At 37.9% G+C, this 19,260-nt stretch carries 19 protein-coding genes and 1 pseudogene; 16 read left to right on the plus strand and 4 right to left on the minus strand.

The genetic code is table 11. From position 1 onward, the window contains the following. Positions 1 to 6: 6 nt before the first annotated feature. From EFT72_RS01355 to EFT72_RS01395, 7 genes are all read left to right on the plus strand, one after another. Positions 7 to 1,059 (plus strand): methyltransferase, encoded by a 1,053-nt coding sequence (locus tag EFT72_RS01355; protein ID WP_164473040.1) that lies wholly within the window; start codon positions 7 to 9, stop codon positions 1,057 to 1,059. Next, positions 1,031 to 1,483, plus strand: a complete 453-nt coding sequence (locus tag EFT72_RS01360) for a MarR family transcriptional regulator (RefSeq protein WP_124065037.1) — start codon at positions 1,031 to 1,033, stop codon at positions 1,481 to 1,483. Before EFT72_RS01355 ends, EFT72_RS01360 begins: the two co-directional genes overlap by 29 nt. A 17-nt stretch (positions 1,484 to 1,500) precedes the next feature. Then, positions 1,501 to 2,607, plus strand: a complete 1,107-nt coding sequence (locus tag EFT72_RS01365) for an ABC transporter substrate-binding protein (protein ID WP_124065038.1) — start codon at positions 1,501 to 1,503, stop codon at positions 2,605 to 2,607. 5 nt (positions 2,608 to 2,612) lie between these two features. Beyond that, positions 2,613 to 3,650 carry an iron ABC transporter permease gene (locus tag EFT72_RS01370; protein WP_243109915.1) on the plus strand — a complete coding sequence of 346 codons (1,038 nt, stop codon included), beginning with the start codon at positions 2,613 to 2,615 and terminating at the stop codon, positions 3,648 to 3,650. Then, the gene (locus EFT72_RS01375) at positions 3,650 to 4,420 is read left to right on the plus strand and encodes an ABC transporter ATP-binding protein (protein ID WP_124065039.1); all 771 of its coding nucleotides are present in this window, start codon (positions 3,650 to 3,652) and stop codon (positions 4,418 to 4,420) included. Before EFT72_RS01370 ends, EFT72_RS01375 begins: the two co-directional genes overlap by 1 nt. Positions 4,421 to 4,548: 128 nt before the next feature. After that, a complete protein-coding gene (locus EFT72_RS19860) occupies positions 4,549 to 6,150 on the plus strand; it encodes a GNAT family N-acetyltransferase (protein WP_206426592.1) in 1,602 nt (533 codons plus the stop codon). A gap of 278 nt (positions 6,151 to 6,428) precedes the next feature. Further along, the gene (locus tag EFT72_RS01395) at positions 6,429 to 8,234 is read left to right on the plus strand and encodes a BCCT family transporter (RefSeq protein WP_124065040.1); all 1,806 of its coding nucleotides are present in this window, start codon (positions 6,429 to 6,431) and stop codon (positions 8,232 to 8,234) included. A 130-nt stretch (positions 8,235 to 8,364) separates the two neighbouring features. Here the strand turns inward: EFT72_RS01395 and EFT72_RS01400 are convergent, their stop codons facing one another. Beyond that, positions 8,365 to 8,556: a hypothetical protein gene (locus EFT72_RS01400; RefSeq protein ID WP_124065041.1), complete on the minus strand. Its 192-nt coding sequence runs from the start codon at positions 8,554 to 8,556 to the stop codon at positions 8,365 to 8,367. Positions 8,557 to 8,724: 168 nt separating this feature from the next. Between EFT72_RS01400 and EFT72_RS01405 the strand changes: the two are divergent. Further along, positions 8,725 to 9,060: pseudogene (locus tag EFT72_RS01405) on the plus strand (nitroreductase family protein); the annotation flags it as partial. 2 nt (positions 9,061 to 9,062) lie between these two features. On the opposite strand, the gene EFT72_RS01410 reads toward EFT72_RS01405, so the two are convergent. Next, on the minus strand, positions 9,063 to 9,263 hold the full coding sequence (locus tag EFT72_RS01410) for a hypothetical protein (RefSeq protein ID WP_124065042.1): 201 nt from the start codon (positions 9,261 to 9,263) through the stop codon (positions 9,063 to 9,065). Between the two features lie 211 nt (positions 9,264 to 9,474). On the opposite strand from EFT72_RS01410, the gene EFT72_RS01415 reads away from it, so the two are divergent. The 4 genes from EFT72_RS01415 to EFT72_RS01430 all read left to right on the plus strand — a co-directional run bounded on the left by EFT72_RS01415 (position 9,475) and on the right by EFT72_RS01430 (position 12,136). Further along, complete coding sequence (locus EFT72_RS01415) at positions 9,475 to 9,954, plus strand: thioredoxin family protein (protein ID WP_124065043.1); 480 nt, start codon at positions 9,475 to 9,477, stop codon at positions 9,952 to 9,954. After that, positions 9,939 to 10,592 carry a thioredoxin family protein gene (locus EFT72_RS01420; RefSeq protein ID WP_124065044.1) on the plus strand — a complete coding sequence of 218 codons (654 nt, stop codon included), beginning with the start codon at positions 9,939 to 9,941 and terminating at the stop codon, positions 10,590 to 10,592. Before EFT72_RS01415 ends, EFT72_RS01420 begins: the two co-directional genes overlap by 16 nt. A 15-nt stretch (positions 10,593 to 10,607) precedes the next feature. Further along, on the plus strand, positions 10,608 to 11,129 hold the full coding sequence (locus tag EFT72_RS19425; protein WP_206426593.1) for a hypothetical protein: 522 nt from the start codon (positions 10,608 to 10,610) through the stop codon (positions 11,127 to 11,129). A 227-nt stretch (positions 11,130 to 11,356) separates the two neighbouring features. Beyond that, positions 11,357 to 12,136, plus strand: a complete 780-nt coding sequence (locus EFT72_RS01430) for an SUMF1/EgtB/PvdO family nonheme iron enzyme (protein ID WP_124065045.1) — start codon at positions 11,357 to 11,359, stop codon at positions 12,134 to 12,136. 854 nt (positions 12,137 to 12,990) lie between these two features. Here the strand turns inward: EFT72_RS01430 and EFT72_RS01445 are convergent. Further along, positions 12,991 to 13,953 carry a glycoside hydrolase family 43 protein gene (locus EFT72_RS01445; protein ID WP_124065046.1) on the minus strand — a complete coding sequence of 321 codons (963 nt, stop codon included), beginning with the start codon at positions 13,951 to 13,953 and terminating at the stop codon, positions 12,991 to 12,993. Positions 13,954 to 14,084: 131 nt separating this feature from the next. Further along, positions 14,085 to 15,218, minus strand: a complete 1,134-nt coding sequence (locus EFT72_RS01450; RefSeq protein WP_124065047.1) for an ROK family transcriptional regulator — start codon at positions 15,216 to 15,218, stop codon at positions 14,085 to 14,087. A gap of 251 nt (positions 15,219 to 15,469) precedes the next feature. Between EFT72_RS01450 and EFT72_RS01455 the strand changes: the two genes are divergently transcribed. The 4 genes from EFT72_RS01455 (at position 15,470) to EFT72_RS01465 (ending at position 19,239) form a co-directional block, all read left to right on the plus strand. After that, a complete protein-coding gene (locus EFT72_RS01455; protein ID WP_124065048.1) occupies positions 15,470 to 16,246 on the plus strand; it encodes an SDR family oxidoreductase in 777 nt (258 codons plus the stop codon). An 83-nt stretch (positions 16,247 to 16,329) separates the two neighbouring features. Continuing rightward, positions 16,330 to 16,755, plus strand: coding sequence for an FGGY family carbohydrate kinase (locus tag EFT72_RS19865; protein ID WP_347561824.1), 426 nt, complete (start codon positions 16,330 to 16,332; stop codon positions 16,753 to 16,755). Continuing rightward, on the plus strand, positions 16,662 to 17,855 hold the full coding sequence (locus EFT72_RS19870) for an FGGY-family carbohydrate kinase (RefSeq protein WP_347561825.1): 1,194 nt from the start codon (positions 16,662 to 16,664) through the stop codon (positions 17,853 to 17,855). The genes EFT72_RS19865 and EFT72_RS19870 overlap by 94 nt, the downstream gene beginning before the upstream one ends. A 16-nt stretch (positions 17,856 to 17,871) precedes the next feature. Beyond that, a complete protein-coding gene (locus EFT72_RS01465; protein ID WP_124065049.1) occupies positions 17,872 to 19,239 on the plus strand; it encodes an MFS transporter in 1,368 nt (455 codons plus the stop codon). Positions 19,240 to 19,260 lie beyond the last annotated feature (21 nt).

Raw genomic sequence — 19,260 nt, forward strand, 5'->3', positions numbered from 1 at the left:
GAGGTAATGTATCAATCAAATGGAAATCAAAAGTTGTATTATAAAATGCTTCATCAGAAACGAGAAACAGAGCTGCTTTTATCAGCATTAAGGGTGAAGTTATTTTCGTATCTGGAAAGCTGGGAAACTCCAAAAGCGGTTGCAACGAATTCAGGCTTAAATGAGCGTAATTTATCGTTTGTGTTAAACGCATTGGCATCCATTGGATTACTAGAAAAAAGCAGTGAAGCTTATAGAAATACACAGCAGAGTAATAATTTTTTAAATCCAAACAGTTCAGTTTATTTGGGCGAGAGTATCCTTTTTAGGGAGAAAATGATGTCTCTGCGAAGCATCGAGGAGCGTTTGATAAACGGTCCTAACAAAAACGTTCTTCATAATAATCAAGGGGTGGAGGTATATGATTTTTATGAGGCTGCGCGTGTGAGTATTCCTGAAATGTATACAGGGCGTGTTCAGTCTCTAATTCAGGCTGTTACAAATCTTTATGGAAAGAAGACCCCTGAAAAGATACTTGATCTCGGAGGCGGATCAGGAATTCTTGCAATGGAACTTGCAATTACCTTTCCCAATTGCAAAAGCGTTGTTTTTGAGCATTCGAATGTAGCACGGCTGCCACGTGAGTTAGTGTTAGAGAAAAACCTTTCCCAGCATGTAAGTGTGCTAGAAGGAGACTTTAATACAGATGATATCGGAAAAGGATATGATTTAGTTATTGCCTCAGGAGTACTGGATTTTGCAAAAGACCATTTGGACTCCGTGATGAGCAAGTTATATAATGCTTTAACATCAAATGGTTACTTATATGTTGTTACCCATAATGTCAGTGAGGATTATCAGAATCCGCCTGAAAGCATTCTTGGTTGGTTATCCAGTCATATGGATGGACTAGATATATTGCTTACAAAAAAAGATATTGAGAATGCATTAACGATCCACGGATTTCAGCAGATTCAGAGTGATGATGACGGTGGCGTATTTGAAGGCTTGCAAGGCGAATTTTACTTAAAAAGAACGGGAGGAATTCAAGATGGAAAAGTTACAAAAACTCGTGATTAATGATTTTATACAGATGACAGAGCGAATAGCCAATGGAAAGACAAATGTATTAGATTTTGGCTTAGAAGAAATGCAATTCTATCGTGGAGAAATCCACATGATTAAAATGGTGGGGGATCATCCAGGGATATTTATTTCTGAAATGGCACGCAACTTTAATGTAACACGTGCTGTCGTAGCAAAAACGGTCCGAAAGCTTGAAGAACACGGTTTTCTCGAAAAAAAAGAGGATGAAAAGGATAAAAAGCGCTTGTGCCTTTTCCTTACGGAAAAAGGGGAAATGGCTTATAAGCTTCATAATCAGTATCATCAGGAATATGACCGCCCGTTGTTTGCTTATCTTGAAAGTTTGAATGACAATGAACTTCATACCATTCAGGAATTTTTAAAGTATGCAAATAGGTTGATAGTAAATCATTTTTAAATCTCAGGAGGGATAGAATGAAATCTAAAAAGATATTTTTCTTAATGTTATCAATAGTTTTAACTATGGCTTTCGCAGGCTGCGGGGCACCGGAAAAGGCATCGGTTACAGAGTCTAAAAATTCATCAGCATCAGCCATGAGAACGATAACCGATTTAGGCGGAAACACCGTGACTGTGCCGACGGCAGCAGAAATTCAGCGTGTAGTCATCATATCTCCGCCAACGACATCCGTACTTTTGGGTGTCCTTTCGGATCCCGATCGAATTGTAGGGGTTAATTCTAGAGCGTTTACGACGTCAAATACTGAAATTGTCAGTAAGCTTTTTCCGAACTGGAACGGTGTTGAGACCTCATTTGTAAGTGAGGGCTTTGTTTCAAATACAGAAGAACTTTTAAATCTCAATCCGGATCTTGTGTTTTATTATGGAGAAGCTCAGAAATCAGGCATTGAAAACTTAGGGATACCGATTGTTGATATGATGAAAAAAGGAGATAATAATCCGGAAACAGTTACGATTGCATGGGATAACCTGATGCGTGAGGTATTTGAGGTAGATAATTCTGTTTCGCTTCAGAACGAATGGGACGCTTCCGATAAAAAGGGAGCAGAGGTTCTTGATACATATACAGGAGAAAAAAAGACTGCACTCTTTCTTTTTAGCAATATGGGAGGTGTGATTTCCGTCTATGGAAGTGGAACTTATGCAGATACGTGGTTTTCAAAAAGCGGTCTTTCCAATGCGGCAGCAGAAATATCAGGACAAGCTGAAGTTAGTATGGAACAGCTTTATGAGTGGAATCCCGATTTTATTTATGTATTTATCGGAAGTCCTGCTTCTGCTCTGTTGGAAAATAAAATGAACGGACAGGACTGGAGTTTGCTTTCTGCTTATAAAAACAACAAAATCTTTGATATTCCACAGGGAATCTACTCATGGGGTGCACCATGCGCAGATGCTCCGCTTACACCACTATGGATGATTTCCAAAAGTTATCCCGAGTTGTTGAGTGAGAGTGATTTTAAAATGTTGTTTAAAGACTATTACAGCCGGGTGTACAAAATTACACTGGATGAGGAGCTGATTTCTACTGTGCTTCGTCCGAGGCAGCTGCAGAAATAATGATTATGAATAAAAAACGAAAACCAATGAAAACAAAAGATCATAATAAATTAAAATTTGTATTGCTCGCAGGGCTTCTTGTTCTTGTAATGGTAGCATCACTTTTTGGAGGGCGTTACCATATGGAATATGGGGTTGTCTTAAAGCTTATAGAAGCAAAGCTATCTATAGTTTCGAATCCTGGCTTTGAAGTTGCAGAGCATGTCCTGTTTCAAGTCCGACTGCCGCGTATTTTGATTGCGTTACTCGTTGGAGCAGGATTGTCCATAGCAGGAGCTTCCCTGCAGGGACTATTTCAAAATCCTCTAGTCAGTCCTGATATTCTTGGTGTTTGTTCCGGCTCAGGCTTTGGTGCAGCGCTAGGAATACTCCTTACCTCCGGCATGGGTGTGCTGACCTCCGTGTTGTCGTTAGCATTCGGACTTATTAGTATGTTCTTAACACTTTTTATGGTTCGAGCCAAGGGACAAGCTCAAACCATGTCCTATATTTTATCCGGGATTATTGTGACCTCGGTATTTTCTGCTCTAACATCACTGATTAAATATGTTGCTGATGGAAACGATCAACTTCCGACAATTACCTTCTGGTTAATGGGGAGCTTTGCAAATACGGAATTTGATGACTTAAAAATAATTATTTTGCCGATAGTTATCGGTATTGCAGGGCTGCTACTTTTACGGTGGCAGCTTAATATTTTATCATTAGGAGAAGAAGAAGCTTATTCTCTTGGGGTAAATCCACAAGCGGCACGTATTGCGGTTATTTTGTTCAGTACAATTATTACAGCAGCTTGCGTCATGGTTTCTGGTATTGTTGGCTGGGTAGGTCTGGTTATTCCGCATATATCCAGAAGGATTATGGGGGTAAACCATAAAGGATTACTGCCTGCATCTATGCTGCTTGGTGGAACTTTTATGGTAATTGTAGATAGTGTTGCCCGCAATCTAACTGCAGCTGAAATACCAATTGGAATATTAACAGCATTAATCGGAGCGCCGTTCTTTGCACTCATTTATAACCGAATGAAAGGAGAGTCATAATGTTGCTTCGTGTAGAAAAAGGAAGTTTTTATTATACATCAGATACCCCTATTTTGCAGGACATCACATTATCGCTTAAAAAAGGAGAAGTAATTGCTGTTATGGGGCCGAATGGCATAGGAAAAACTACGTTTTTAAAATGTTTGATGGGTATTTATAAGTGGAAATCTGGTCATTCACTCATAGATGGAAAGGATACTGGCAACGCAAGAAAACAGATTGGATATGTACCACAGGCGCACCGATTTTCGTTTCCGTATTCAGTCAGGGATATGGTTGTGTTTGGCAGAGCAAAGTATCTGACTGCATTTGCATCTCCTGGAGAAAAGGATTATGAGCTTGCTGATAGAGCCTTAGAAGAAGCGGGCATTTTAGCAATCAGTGATAAATCCTGTAATCAGTTAAGCGGCGGACAACTTCAAATGGTCTTGCTTGCGCGTGCATTAGTAGGAGAACCTCAATTGCTGATCTTAGATGAACCAGAATCTCACCTTGATTTTGGAAATCAGATTACAATCCTGAAAATAATCAAAAGACTAGCAAAAGAAAAAGGAATTGCCTGTGTAATGAATACACACTATCCAAATCATGCGCTTAATATTGCGGATAAGACCTTACTTTTAAAGGGAAACAAATTTCTTGTAGGGGAAACGAAACAAATACTTACAAAAGAAAATATACGAGAGTATTTCGGAGTCGATTCCATCATTGTTACAGCACAAATGGATGACAAAGAGATTAACACCTTTGTATTAACTGATTTGATATAAATATGAAGCACTCTGTAACTTGGGAATAGGTTGCAGAGTGCTTTTTACTTTATGGGTATTGACAAAATAGACACACGTGACTAAAATTGAAATAGACACGTGTGTCGAAAAAATAAGGCGGTTGAAAGATGACTGGGAAAAAAGAAAGAACAAGAGAATTAATTGTAGATATATCATATACACTTTTTGCAAAATATGGATTTAATAAAATCACAATGAAAGATATATGTGATGCAACCAATATGAGTCGTGGTGGTTTATATAGCCATTTTTCAGGTACTAGAGAAATTTTTGAGGCAATACTTGAAAAGCTAAATCAAAAAGATGTAATGAATTTTTCAGAGGAGATAGAAAAAGGCATTCCTGCTATAGAAATCATGAATCGTGCACTTTTACTTATGGAAAATGAGATGAATCATTCTGAAGATTCGTTAAGTCTTGCGATGTATGAGTATTCAGGAAGTGTAGATTCAAATTTAATGGAACATTTTAATAACATAGGCGAGAAAAAATGGACAGCACTCATCGAGTATGGGATTGAACGTGGTGAGTTTTATAATGTTAATGTAGCCGAATTGGTCAATGTTATTCTATATGCTTATCAAGGTGTTCGAATGTGGAGCCGAATTATACCAATAGAACCGGAGGTCTTCAAATCAATTACGAACCATATAAAAAATCAGGTTCATAAAAGTATAGAGGATAGCTGTGAAATTATTAAAAATGTTCTGTCAGCTCCGGAGACATATGCAGTTTGTTTAAAGGAGGATAATATGGCAATAGGAAGCATTGGTCTGATACCATCAATGCAGTCTCACACAACTGCCACTCATGAAGAAATAGAGATAGGTTATTGGATTGGGGTTCCTTTCTGGGGGTGTGGATATATTCCAGAGGCTGTACGTGAAATGCAGAGACACGCCTTTGAAGAGTTGGGCTGCAAGGCAATGTGGTGCGGTTATTACGATGGCAATGAAAAATCCAAGCGTTGTCAGGAAAAATGTGGGTTTACATATCACCATACAGAAGAAAATAAACCATGCACATTGATGGGGGATGTAAGAACGGAGCATTTTACCTATCTTACAAGAGGAAAATGGAAGATAAGTGGAACAGCAAATAAGAAAACTATAGTTTTATACATTCATGGACAGGGTGGACATGCGAAGGAAGCAGAACACTATAAGTCTTTATTTCCGGAATGTGATGTATATGGTTTGGATTATCATACATTTACACCTTGGGAAACCAGTGTTGAAATAAAAGAGGAAATCGCTGCGCTTAAGAAAAAGTATGAAAGTATTATCCTTATTGCAAATAGTATTGGCGCTTATTTCTCCATAAATGCAGGAATTGATGTGGATATCAGCAGGGCGTATTTTATTTCCCCGATTGTTGATATGGAAAAACTGATTCGGGATATGATATCCTGGGCGAATGTTACAGAGGAAGAATTGCAGAAAAAGAAAACCATCGAAACTACATTTGGCGAAACATTATCATGGGAATACCTATCGTATGTGAGGAACAAACTGACTCGCTGGTCGGTGAAAACGGATATTTTATACGGAAATGCAGATCATCTTACAACCATCGAGACCATGACTGAATTTGCAAAGAGGCATAAGGCGGACTTGACGGTAATGGACGGTGGAGAGCATTGGTTTCACACCAGCCAACAGATGGAATTCTTGGATCAATGGATTAGAAAAGCTCACGGCGCCCCATAAGACATATACCGTTCGCCCAAAAGCGATTTACTGTTATACTAGGATACTTTATGTTGAAGTGAGAGGACGCGAATATCATATGCAGTTTAGTAATTATGTATAATTTGATTTATATTAGGAACTAATATAGTGAGAAAATATAACTATATTGAGAAAATATAGTTATATTACGTTAAAAATCAATAAACTTGATATAATATTCAATGATTTTATCCCCGAATTGACAGATGATAAATTTTAAGATAGACTATAGTAGGAATAATTAGGAGGTACAAAGTTTGATAGATGAAAAAAAGGAAACAGAATCAAAAATTATACTTGCGAAAAAGTTAAAAAGCGCAGAAAAAGAAGCTCGAAAAAAAGCAATTAAAAATCGTGAACCGTTTAAGGGATTACAAATACGACCGACGCCTTCATTATTTGATGAAGAAGGACGACAGGAACCGGGTGAAAATAACTGGTCAGGTCGTGGTTTTGATATACATCCGCAGGTTACAATAATATCAGTTGTATTATTGTTTATATTTATATCATTAACTTTATTATTTCCCGGGAGAGCAGAGAATACATTTTCAGGGATGATGTCAGGCATAACAAAAAATGCAGGATGGTTTTTTATCGTGGCAGCGAATATTTTTGTCGTAGCAGCGTTATATTTTGCCTTTAGCCGATTTGGCAGTATTAAAATTGGAGGAAGTAAAGCAAAGCCTGAGTTTAGTAAGTTTGGCTGGTATGCTATGCTGCTTAGTGCGGGAATGGGAATTGGTCTTTTGTTTTGGAGTGTTGGAGAACCGATTAGTCATTTGCAAGATCCGTCCCCTATGTTTGGACAACTAGATAAAGGATCACCGATTGCAGTTCAGGCGGCAATGGCTACTACATTTTTTCATTGGGGCTTTCACCCATGGGCGATTTATGCAATAGTTGGATTGGGACTTGCATTTTTTTCTTATAATAAAGGATTGCCTCTAACGATCAGATCAGTATTTTATCCCTTGATAGGTAATAAGATATATGGAATTTTAGGGAATATGATTGATGTATTATCTGTGCTTGCAACACTGATCGGACTTGCAACTTCATTGGGGTTGGGCGTTGCACAGGTTAATGCTGGACTAAATTTTTTATTTGGAATACAAATGAGTAGAGGGATACAGGTCGTGCTTATTATAGTAATAACCGGATTAGCGACCATCTCGGTAGTTCTTGGATTGGATGGTGGAGTAAAACGGTTAAGTGAGATTAATATGATAATGGCCGGTATATTTATGTTATTTGTATTGATTGCAGGACCAACCGTATATATTTTAAGTGGATTCTCGCAAAATCTTGGTTTTTATTTTTCGAAGCTTTTGGAGATGAGTCTTTGGACAGAAACGTACAGTGACACCTCCTGGCAAGGGGGATGGACTATTTTTTACTGGGCATGGTGGATATCATGGTCTCCATTTGTCGGAATGTTCATTGCACGTATATCAAAAGGGCGAACCGTGAGAGAATTTATTTTAGGTGTTATGTTAATTCCGTCCTTGTTGTCTTTCTTATGGATGAGTGTATTTGGAGAAACAGCATTATATGTACAGACGAATCATATCGGAGACATTGCCTCGGTGGTATCCCGTGATGTGTCCGTAGCTTTATTTTCCATGCTGGAATATTTACCATGGACGTCACTATTATCTATAGTCGGAATTGTTTTAGTGACAGTATTTTTTGTTACCTCCTCTGACTCCGGCTCTTTGGTCGTGGATCATTTGATTTCGGGTGGGAAGCTTGACTCACCGGTACCGCAACGTGTTTTTTGGGCGGTTATGGAAGGCGTTATCGCTGCAACATTATTAATTGGAGGTGGGTTAAATGCACTTCAGACAGCCTCTGTTATAACCGGGCTGCCCTTTGCGGTTCTCTTGATTTTGCTTGTGTATTCCTTAAAGATCGGGATGCAGGAGGAATATGAAATTGAGGAAGCAGTGCGAATAAGCTTGATCAAGGTTGAAAAAGATCACTTCCTTAATGAAGCGATTATGGAGGTGGTTCAGGAAGAAAATGCATTACTTGCAAATTCAGTTGAAGATGAAAATTAATACAACTTTCCTTAAAAACCTTTCCTTTACCATAGGCGAGGCAGGTAATTCCGGCATTGACAGTCACAGGGAAAAACAGCCAATTGATAACTCTTTTTAAAGGGTTGTCAATTGGCTGTTTATTTTGACTTTAATGACCAGTGGTCAAACGCATCAATGCAATCGCTCCTAATAAGTTATTGGAACCGGCCTCATACCGTGCGGGACCTTTTTTGAGCTTAATCTCGTAATCAGTTGCAGAAGTTTCCATCCCGGCACCGAAATACAAGGGAAGAGCTGCATCGAACGACAGTTCTGTGTTGTACAAGCTGTGCCCCGTCAACGAATATTTCAGCACCATATCGGTGTGTCAGTCGAGCGAATGGAGTATATTCCTCTATTGCCTTGACAACGGATTCCATAGGTGGAGTAGCTATCCTCATACATTTTATTACTTAATTATATGCATGAAATAGGTTTTCATCAGGCCTTATTTTTTGTTGTGGAATCTGATCCTCCGATATTTATTGTGTGTGTAGCAGATATTCGTTGCCGTATTTCCATAGAAACCAAGGTCAGACTGGATGAGAGCAGCTCTGAACCGGAACTTAAACAAATCATCCGAGACACAGCAATTGCGATTGAACATATATTGCTTGAAGCAGAACAATTGGGATTGGCAACTTGTTGGACGGCGTGGTTTGAGCAAGAAGCCGTCAGAACTATTGTGAACATACCGGATGATAAATATGTGTGTGGAATCATTACATTGGGATATGGTGATGAGGAACCAAAACAGCGACCGAGAAAAACGCTGGATGAGATAGTAAGATATGAAACGTGGTGATTTCATTTTACAACTTCATTCAACGTTAATACAGTACTAATAACAAGTTCAATCGAACTTTTTTCTAATGCTTGTAAAAGATTTTCATTTGATATAACATGTTCAGTTAACAGGCCACCCGCTATGCTTGTAATCATACAAATTAAATATATCATTACGGCCGGAATTTCATAGCGACGGGTGTTTGCTCTTTTTTGCATCATAGATATCCCTCCGTATGCAACCGTTGTCCTTCGTACTGGAGGCACAACGGTTTTTTTGATTGTATATAGAAAAATTAGGCACAAGATTTTTATAAGTTGACAGATCTATTGTTTTATGTTTAAATAATAATACAAACAAAATAATGACTAATTAATATAAATAAAAATAATTGGAACTTATACGTTAATCAGCAACAAGAAAGGGGATTTTTTGAAAAAAGCAATACGTTTATCCATAATAGTTATTTTACTGGTCTTATCTGCGAGTTCATTCTATATTAATTCAACATCAAGTGATCACTATGAACTAATTCCGATCCAAAGCATACAGGAACTTTCTGATATCGTACAAAGTTCGAATTCTGCTTATATCTATTTTGGACGTCCAACCTGTCCTGACTGTTCTGATTTTATCCCTATTCTTGAAAAAGAACTACAATTAGCGAAAACTAATGTTTATTACTTTAATACGGATAGGTTTAATAAAGAACCTGAATATGAAAATGTTATAAAAACCTTTCAAATTATATGGATTCCAGCACTTTATGAAACAGAAAGCGGTAATATAACGAATTCTTTTGATTTAAAATTTGAACAAAATTCCGATGAAGAATCCAGAATTGAATGTGAATCATATCTTAAAAATTTTTTTCTTAAGCAGGAGGGCATTGCGCTATGTATAATAAAATAATTAGGAGTAAAAAAACACTTGTTATTCTCAAGTTTGTTTCAGTGCTATCGTTCATTTTAGGCATTTTATCCTGGGTTCCTAATATTGTTTATCATAAACCAATGGGGTTTTGGATCTATTCGATTCCTCTTGGAATCATTGGAATCATATGCTCTATAATCACAAAAAAATATTTATTGCTTGTGCTCAATGTATTAGTAGCCTTTAGCTTTTTTATTTTTATGATGATCGGATATACAAGCAATGCTATTTCAAAGCATTTTTATCCTCAAAAGAAAAATATGTTTATAAATCAAATCGTTACAGCCCCTGAAGGAACCATCCCTTTAAATGAGGGGGAAATATATGAGAAATTATCAAAAGAAACAACAGATACTCAAATCATTTACTTTGGTCGCACAAACTGTACTTACTGCGATGAATTTAATACATCACTCAATGAGGCACTGGAATTAAAAGATCAAAAATATAGCATTTATTATTATAATACAGAAGAAATGCCTTTTGAAGAAGCATCGGAGGTTCTTGAACAGTTAGATATAGACAGAGTTCCTTATTTAGTAAAAATTGAGAAAGGGATCGTTGTTGCCACGCAAACGGTAGCTGATAAAACTCAAATAATAAACTTTTTAAATTAAAATGGAGGTGTGTGTATGAAAAAGCTTTTATCCCTATTACTTGTATTAACTCTTATGTTCAGTATGTCTATCACTGCATTGGCTTCTTCTGATCATGAGCTAGATGAGATTTTAACACAATTGGATCCATATGTTGTTACAACAGAAAAGGGTACTGTTTATTTTAACACGCAAAAAGCAAGAGAAGACAATACCAGTGAATATATCATGGAGATTGGACGAACACTCAATCAGTTTAGTGCTGATATGCAGAAAAATTCCGGCGAAGCAGTAAAAACATATAAAATTAGTCTCCCCATTTGGGGAAATTGGTGTGGACCTGGACACAGCGGACCGGAAGCACCGATTGATACACTGGATGCACAATGCAAGAAGCATGATCTTTGCTATGGTCGGGAAGGATATTTCGCATGCTCCTGTGATATTGCACTGATTAAAAACATTGCTAAAAACTTTAAAAAAATGGGAACCAAAGAAAAAATTGTGGCTGCAGCTGTTACCGCCTATTTCACAGCCGCACCATGTAATCCCTTTTAGTTCATTGATTAAGTCGTGGCAACATCCTTTCTGGGAATGAATTCATTTCATCATTCAGTTTCAGAAAGGATCTTTTTTTATGACATTCAATCCCTGTTTGCATAATAAGGTCGATCATATGGATTAAAAGTGCAATAAATACAAAACTGAAATAAAAGTTGGTGAATGAGATCGAGTATGCTAGAATGACTTTATAGATAGCAGCACCTTCAAGATAGGGGAGTTTAATGAATGGGAATATAAAAGATTATTTAAACAATTTAATGGTGTCTATTCCTGGTGGCATAGAGTATTTAAGAGAATATCGGGATGATCAAAAATGGGTTAGTTCAAATTCCAAAATGAGCATACCAGGACGAAAAGGTAATTTGATGGAAACCGAAAGAAAAATTGAAATCAAGCCTTTTTTTCTTGCTAAATATCCTGTAACAAAAAGTTTATATGAAATCGTAACCCAAAAAGCAGGGATTAGTTTAGAGTCGGATTCTACGCCAGCAGTGAATGTAACCTGGTACGAAACTATTACATTCTGCAACCTGCTTTCGAAGGAAAGTGGATTAAAGGAATGTTATACGATTAATAAAAATAGCAGTAATATATTATGTGATTGGAATGCCGATGGATATAGACTGCCAACAGATGCAGAGTGGCAGTATGCGTGTAAAGCCCAATCGATCGGATATAGATATGGAGAAATTAAAGATATTGCCTGGTATTGCGATAATTCGGAAGACAAGATTCATGAAGTGGGAGAAAAAGAACCGAATAAATGGGGCTTGTATGACATGATAGGAAACTCGTGGGAATGGTGCTGGGATTTGTATGATGAGGAAACATATGGAGCATATCGTATTTTTCGCGGTGGGAGTTGGGCAGAATCGGCAAGAGGATGCGGGGCAACATGTCGTCGTCGTGGTCACCCTTCATTTGGCATAGATGACTTAGGATTTCGCTTGGCTCAATCATCCTATGCAGACAACACTAGATCAATGGATCCGGAAGCTTGAAAGAAGTGAAATGGGAGACCAGGAATTATATTCTTGATCTCCCATTTCGATTATAAATTGACGACTGGGCTAGGATTCATGATAGCTAATTATCAAATATTGGTTCAATATATCCTTTGATGAATTCTAACCGATCCTTAACATTCGGTATAAAAAAAGATGCGATAGAAATAACCATTTTATTTTTCGTATTGATATAAATCACATTTCCACCGTCTCCCATAGCTGCAAAACTGTCCTCGGATTCGAATCATTAAATCTGCCTTCTGTTTATCTAACATTACCTTGCGTTCTGGAATGGAAGATTTCCCCTTTAGACAAAGACTGATATAGAGCTTCATATCTTGTATACTCATACCACATTTTTTTAGGCAAGATAAATTGGTTAGCCAGGCAATATCCCTATCATCGAAGATTCTATAGTTGCTGAGAATATGATTAAGAATAAAGTCCAAATTGAATCATGGGCTCCATTTGGTGAAGGCAGAAACAATATGTTTACGAACTCTTTCATGCTCCATATCGGAAAAAAGTATTAGAAGTCAGTGGCTCAAGTAGTTTTAAGATGGCTGATTTAAAGAGGAGTTGTAGCCTTAGCTAAATCAACACATATGGAAAGAATGCAGGAAAACTTTGATATCTTTGACTTTGAATTATCACATAAGGATATGGAAACCATTAAAACATTAGATGCTGGAAACAGCTTATTCTTTTCTCATCAGGAAGCAAGTACGGTTGATTACTTTATTGAACTTATTAACAAAACAAAAACGTGTTCCTAAAATGGAGTTATAATAAAAAAAGCAGATATAGCAGTGGACTCCAACTGTTATATCTGCTTTCAATCTTGCGAATTAATAGGTTGGCCACCCGTTACTGAAATACAGGTCGTTGATCAATAAGGTTGGATTTCCATTCTTATCAGCATCATATGCATGACGTGTAATGATATAATTATTTCCATGCTTATAGACATCTTGACCGCCTGGACCCTTCCATCTTATATTGCCGGAATCTAAGATGGTGCCGCCTCCACTCGTCATGCTTGTCCCGTTCTGATCCACATATGGTCCAGTCATGCTTTTCGACCGGCCATAGATGATCTTATAAGTACTGTTTACACCTTGGCAGCATACACCGATGGATGCAAAGAGATAATAATATCCGTCCTTGTAAATTATAGAGCCAGCCTCTATACCTCCTGATTTATTAGCAATGGAATAAATGGTACCACTTGGCTTCATTGTAGACTTATTCAGTTTTACAATATGCAAACCGTCAAACCAAGAGCCAAAAACAAGCCAAGGATTCCCGCTGGTGTCAATTACCAGATTAGGATCAAGAGCATTGTATGAATTGGTCCCGTTTTTTGAGGAGAGAATCATTCCGTCATCCCTCCAGTCACCAGATAAAATACTGGAGCAGGAAGTTAGCCCAATGGCCGAATTATTCTTTCCAAATTCTGATACACAGTAGAATAGGTAATAACGTCCATTATAATACTCAATATCCGGAGCCCAAACATCATTTGATCCCATATTAGGAGCATAGGACCGCCACCAAGATAGTTCGGATTGGAATATCTGCACTCCGTTTTGCCAATTACTTCCATCTGAAGAGTATTTCATTGCCAATCCCTTGCCGGTATAAGGTGACCACCAGAGATTCCCCTCTTTTATTAGTGTAGGGTCGTGTGTACCAACGTCTCCGGTAAGATTCCAAAAGGCAGCCTGAACTGGCACCGTGCTTATCAGAGTAACAAGCACGATTATTGAAATTAATCGCAATAAAAACTTACTTCTTACTATTGATCCCATATTTACATACCTCCTTCATTATAATTATATCATATTATTATTAAAAAAATACTTAATATAATTTAAATAATATATTAATATAAATATAATTGAGTTAGAAATTTATTAAATGAACGGAATGTAGTAAGTTTTCAGTTTAGACTTTTAAACTGTTCCAAAAAACCCTGGATATAAGGTAATACAGCTCCAACAGGAACGGTGTGTTCCAGATATTTACTTTGGAACAGAAACGGTTCCTTATCAGGGAAGGCAGATTTTTCATTGCACAGTGCCTGTAAGGTATTGATGTCCTCCTCAGTCAGATAGGAAGAAATCTGACCACCGATAACGATATCACAATCCAGTAATGTATGCAGGCTATTAATGGCAGAAGAAAGCATTTCTATAAACTCTTCCCATCGGTGAAGTTCATCTTTGGAGTGATTTCGCAGAGCCTGAAAGAAGGCTTCCTGATTTTCATCTTCGTTTAAAAGGGCATCTATAGAACAATAAGTTTCCATGCAACCTGTTTTGCCGCAATAGCATTTACGGCCATTTGGTATCAGCTGAATATGTTCTGCTGCGCCGCAATGGCCGTTTTTACCCATAACAATCTGTCCATTCATAATCAGCGCACTGCCAAGATGCTTTCCAATAGAAAGATAAATTGCATGATTCATGGTATTTCCAAACCATAGTTCGGTTCCGGCAGCACATTTTGCGTCATGGAGAAATGAACATGGAAAATTCAGATGCTGAGAAAAAGCTTTAATATTCAGACCAGTATAGCCTAAGGTTTTTCCATAAATAATTTCCGTCCCATCCGTACTGGTCAGCCCCTGTACGGCGAACCCAATTCCTAATATTTTCTCGGTGTTATAGCCGTGTTCTAAGATAAAATCTTTTACCAGATAGGCAGTTTCTTTGTAATAAAGATCGTTATTATCATAATTTAGAGAATGCTCGGTCCAATGACAGATCGTTCCTTTTAAATCCAGACTAAGTATCTGGATTTTTTTCTTTTGTATCTCAACTCCGATGCCAATTCTTGCCGTGGGACAGATGGTATAAGCAACCGCCTTTCTTCCCACTTGCGATTTAAAAAGTCCCTCTTTCATGATTAAGCCATCTTCTTCAAGTGAAACCAGATTCTGCGTTACCGTAGGCAGACTTAAATGGAGCTGGCTGGCAAGTTCCTGCTTTGATAATTTCCCTTTTTCATATAAGAGCTGGTAGATGAGAGAGGTATTGTTTTTCTTAATATCAGATAAAGTAATGTTGTTCATGATTCCCCCACTCTTTTTTTACGACATTATATTTAAATGCAATTTATAAATCTATTTTATTAAATATAGAATATCATAAATTGATAAAAAAAACATTTGGTAAATTCATACAAAAAAAGTTGAAATAGTTTGTTGGAATATACAGATTGACGAATGAATTGGGAAGGTTTAATATATAAAATATATTTATAAAATGATTTTACAAAATAAGTTATCAAAATGAGATATTAAAATGAAAGGAGAACAATCGGATGGGCATTATTGAAAAAATGAGATTGGATGGGAAAGCAGCGTTTGTAACAGGAGGAGCAAGGGGAATCGGAAAACAGATTGCAATTGCTTTGGCAGAGGCAGGAAGTAATGTGGCAATTGCAGATGTAGATATTGAAGAAGCAAAAAAGACTGCAGCACAAATAGCGGGGCAAAACGGAGTAAAAACTATCGCAATTAAAACGGATGTTACAAAGCCGGAGGAAGTGAATGCGATGATGGAAGAAATCACTGATACCTTTGGAAAACTGGATGCAGCTTTCTGCAATGCAGGAATTTGTATGAATATTCCTTGTGAAGAGATGACATACGACCAATGGAAAAAAGTAATTGATATTAATTTAAGCGGAGTATTTCTTACGGCACAGGCAGCTGCGAAGCAGATGTTAAAACAAGGTTATGGTTCCATTATTAATACGGCCTCCATGTCGGCACATATAGTCAATGTTCCCCAGCCACAGTGCTCTTACAATGCATCCAAAGCGGGGGTTATCCAATTGACGAAATCCATGGCCATTGAATTTGCAAAACGGGGCATAAGGGTGAACTGTATCAGCCCTGGATATATCGGAACAGAATTGACCTTAAATTCTAAAAGCTTAAAACCACTCATTGAGAAGTGGAATGAAATGGCGCCAATGGGACGCATGGGAAAACCTGAGGAATTACAGTCAATTGCCGTTTATTTAGCAGGAGATACCAGCAGCTTTACCACTGGCTCTGATTTTATTGTAGATGGAGCATTTACCTGTTTTTAAGAAATAGATAAAAAACACCCGGAACAAGCAGTTGTTTCACAGAAGTTGAAACAGCTGCACCATCTGGTAGAAAAGGAGAGAATATGAACTATTTACTTGGAACAGATATCGGAACATCCGGAACAAAAACCATATTAATGAATACAAAGGGAGATCTTATTACAAAGCATCTTGTGGAATATGATGTTTTGACACCAAAGCCTTTATGGGCAGAGCAATGGCCCCAGGTTTGGTCTGATGCAGCACTTTTATCCATCCGGGAGACTGTAAAAAAATCGGGGGTAAAAAAAGAAGATATTAAGGGGATTGCCATCAGCGGTCTTTACGGAGGCTCTGGGATTCCTCTGGATAAGGATAAGAAACCGGTGAGACCTTGTCTGATTTGGATGGATCGAAGAGCTCAGGAAGAAACAGAGTGGGTAAAAAGAAAATTGGAGAAGAGAAACTGTTTAAGATTACCCAGAATGGAGCGGATCCCTATTATGGCTATACCAAAATACTGTGGATAAAAAATCATGAACCGGAAAACTGGGAGAAGACAGCTTTATTTCTGCCTCCAAATGATTATGTCATCTATAAACTTACAGGAGAGATTGCAATTGATTACTCTTCAGCAGGGAATATTGGTGGGATTTTTGATATGAATGAGAGAAAATGGTCCGAAGAACTGATGGATCATATGGGGATTCCAAAGGAACGGATGCCTCAAAAAATCGTAGAATCCACAGATATAGTGGGAGGATTGACAGATGAAATGGCTGAAAAATTAGGACTTATGCCCAATATGCCAGTAATCGCAGGCGGAATTGACTGCGGAGCCGCTAATATTGGTTTGGGTATTTTAGAACCTGGAGTCTATGCGGCAGCCATTGGAACCTCCATGTGTGCTGCTTTGATTTCGGATAAACCAGTAAAAGGACGGGGATTGATCGTTTGGCCTTACCTTTACAATGCGAGGAAGCTTTCCTATTGTTTTGCCGGAGGTAATACGGCCGGTGCGATTGTAAAATGGTTCCGTAATACCATTGCGGACAGTGAGTATGAAAAGGAATTAGCAGGCGGTACAAATGCCTATGACATTTTAAACCAACAGGCAGCCAAGATACCGGCAGGAAGTGAAGGTCTGGTAGTCTTGCCGTATTTCATGGGAGAGCGCAGCCCAGTATGGGATTCTGATGCGAAAGGTACGATTCTGGGACTGTCCCTTACCCATACGAAAGGACATTTGTATCGGGCATTCTTAGAAGCAGTGGCTTATTCGTTAAGAGATGCCATGGAAGCATCCGGCAAAGAGTTAGGGGAGTATATTCTGATTGCAGGAGGCGTGACAAAATCAGCGGTATGGAAACAGATTTTTGCTGATGTAACCGGTTATCCGGTGGTGTGTCCAATTCATGATACAGAGGCGAATATGGGAGACGTTATTCTGGCAGGAATCGGAACCGGTACACTTACTTATGAAGATGTAAAAAAATGGCAGGTACTGGATGAAAAGATTATGCCGGATGCCAAAAATCATGAGACATATAATCAGTACTTTAACATTTACAAATCAATGTATGAGAATCTGAAGAAGAATATGAAACAGCTCTCAGATATAAAAGCTTAGGGGAAAGGGCGTTGTTATGGAGAAGGTCTCGGGAAAAGAGAAGTGGAAAAAAAGAATTGGATATGGAATTGGAGATTTGGGGTGTAACCTTGTTTTTAGTACCATGGCCTCTTATTTAATGATTTTTTATACAGATGTATTTGGGATTTCGGCAGCAGTGGCAGGAACGTTAATGCTTGTCACTAAGTTTATTGATGCGCTGACAGATACAGGTATGGGAGTTTTGGTAGATCGTACTCATACCAGATGGGGACAGGGAAGACCGTATTTTATTATAGGTGCCATACCTTTTGCTGTATTTACCATATTAACTTTCTTTATACCTGATTTTTCGGTTAATGGGAAAATAATCTGGGCGTATGTAACATACTGTCTGCTTTGTACGGCATATACCGTGGTAAATATTCCATTAAATACAATCGTGCCAAGACTGACTTCGGATATTCATGAAAGAAACTGTCTGGTATCCAGCCGCATGATCTGCGCCATGATTGGAACCGCAATTGTTATGTCAATTACAGCACCAATGGTAGGATTTTGGGGGAAGGGGGATGATGCAAAAGGCTACTTAATTACGATGACAATTTATGGGTTTGCAGCCATGATTATATTTATTATTACATTTTTCAATACGAAAGAAGTTGTTCCGCCTTCCGTAAAAAGGGAAAAATCTTCTCTCAAACAGGATTTAAAAGGTCTTACCGGACAAAGTGTGATCTTCTTTTTCGTGAATTTTCTGTATTTTGGATTGTATGTGATTCGCAATACAACCGTTATTTATTATTTTACCTATAATCTTCAAAAAACAGAATGGCTCACATTTGTGGGAATCTTTGGTATTTTATCAGGACTTCCCATGCTCCTGGTATTACCATTATTAGAAAAAAAGCTGAAAAAGAAATATGTTATGTATTTAAGTGCAGCTATTTATGTGGTAGGAGATTTGCTGATTTACTTTGGCAAGAATTCAGCTGTTTATCTGGTGGTAGGTTTAGCAGTTACCGGGCTTGGAATTTATGGTATCTTTGGAACGACATTTTCGATTCAGCCAGATGTGATTGACTATTCGGAATATAAAAAGAACAAGAGTGTTTCCGGTCTAATCGCTGCGTTTCAGGGTTTTTTTGTGAAGGCTAGTATGGGTCTTGCCAGTGCAGTGATTGGCTGGGTGCTAAAATTTGGTGGTTATGCTGCCAATGAAACACAGACAACAAAAGCTCTGTTTTATATAGAAACCAGCTTTATCTGGATTCCATTGGTGCTTTGTGTTTTGATTGTCATTATTATGAGTTTCTATAAATTAGATGACGAACGTAAAGACATGGACGTTGAATTGGAAAAAAGGCGAAAAAATAATGAGGTTCAATCGCTGAGCTTTTCGTAATCATGAAAAAATTTATGCCGC

Origin of the sequence: Clostridium sp. E02 (genome assembly GCF_003833015.1) — a bacterium.
GTDB lineage: Bacteria > Bacillota > Clostridia > Lachnospirales > Lachnospiraceae > Lacrimispora.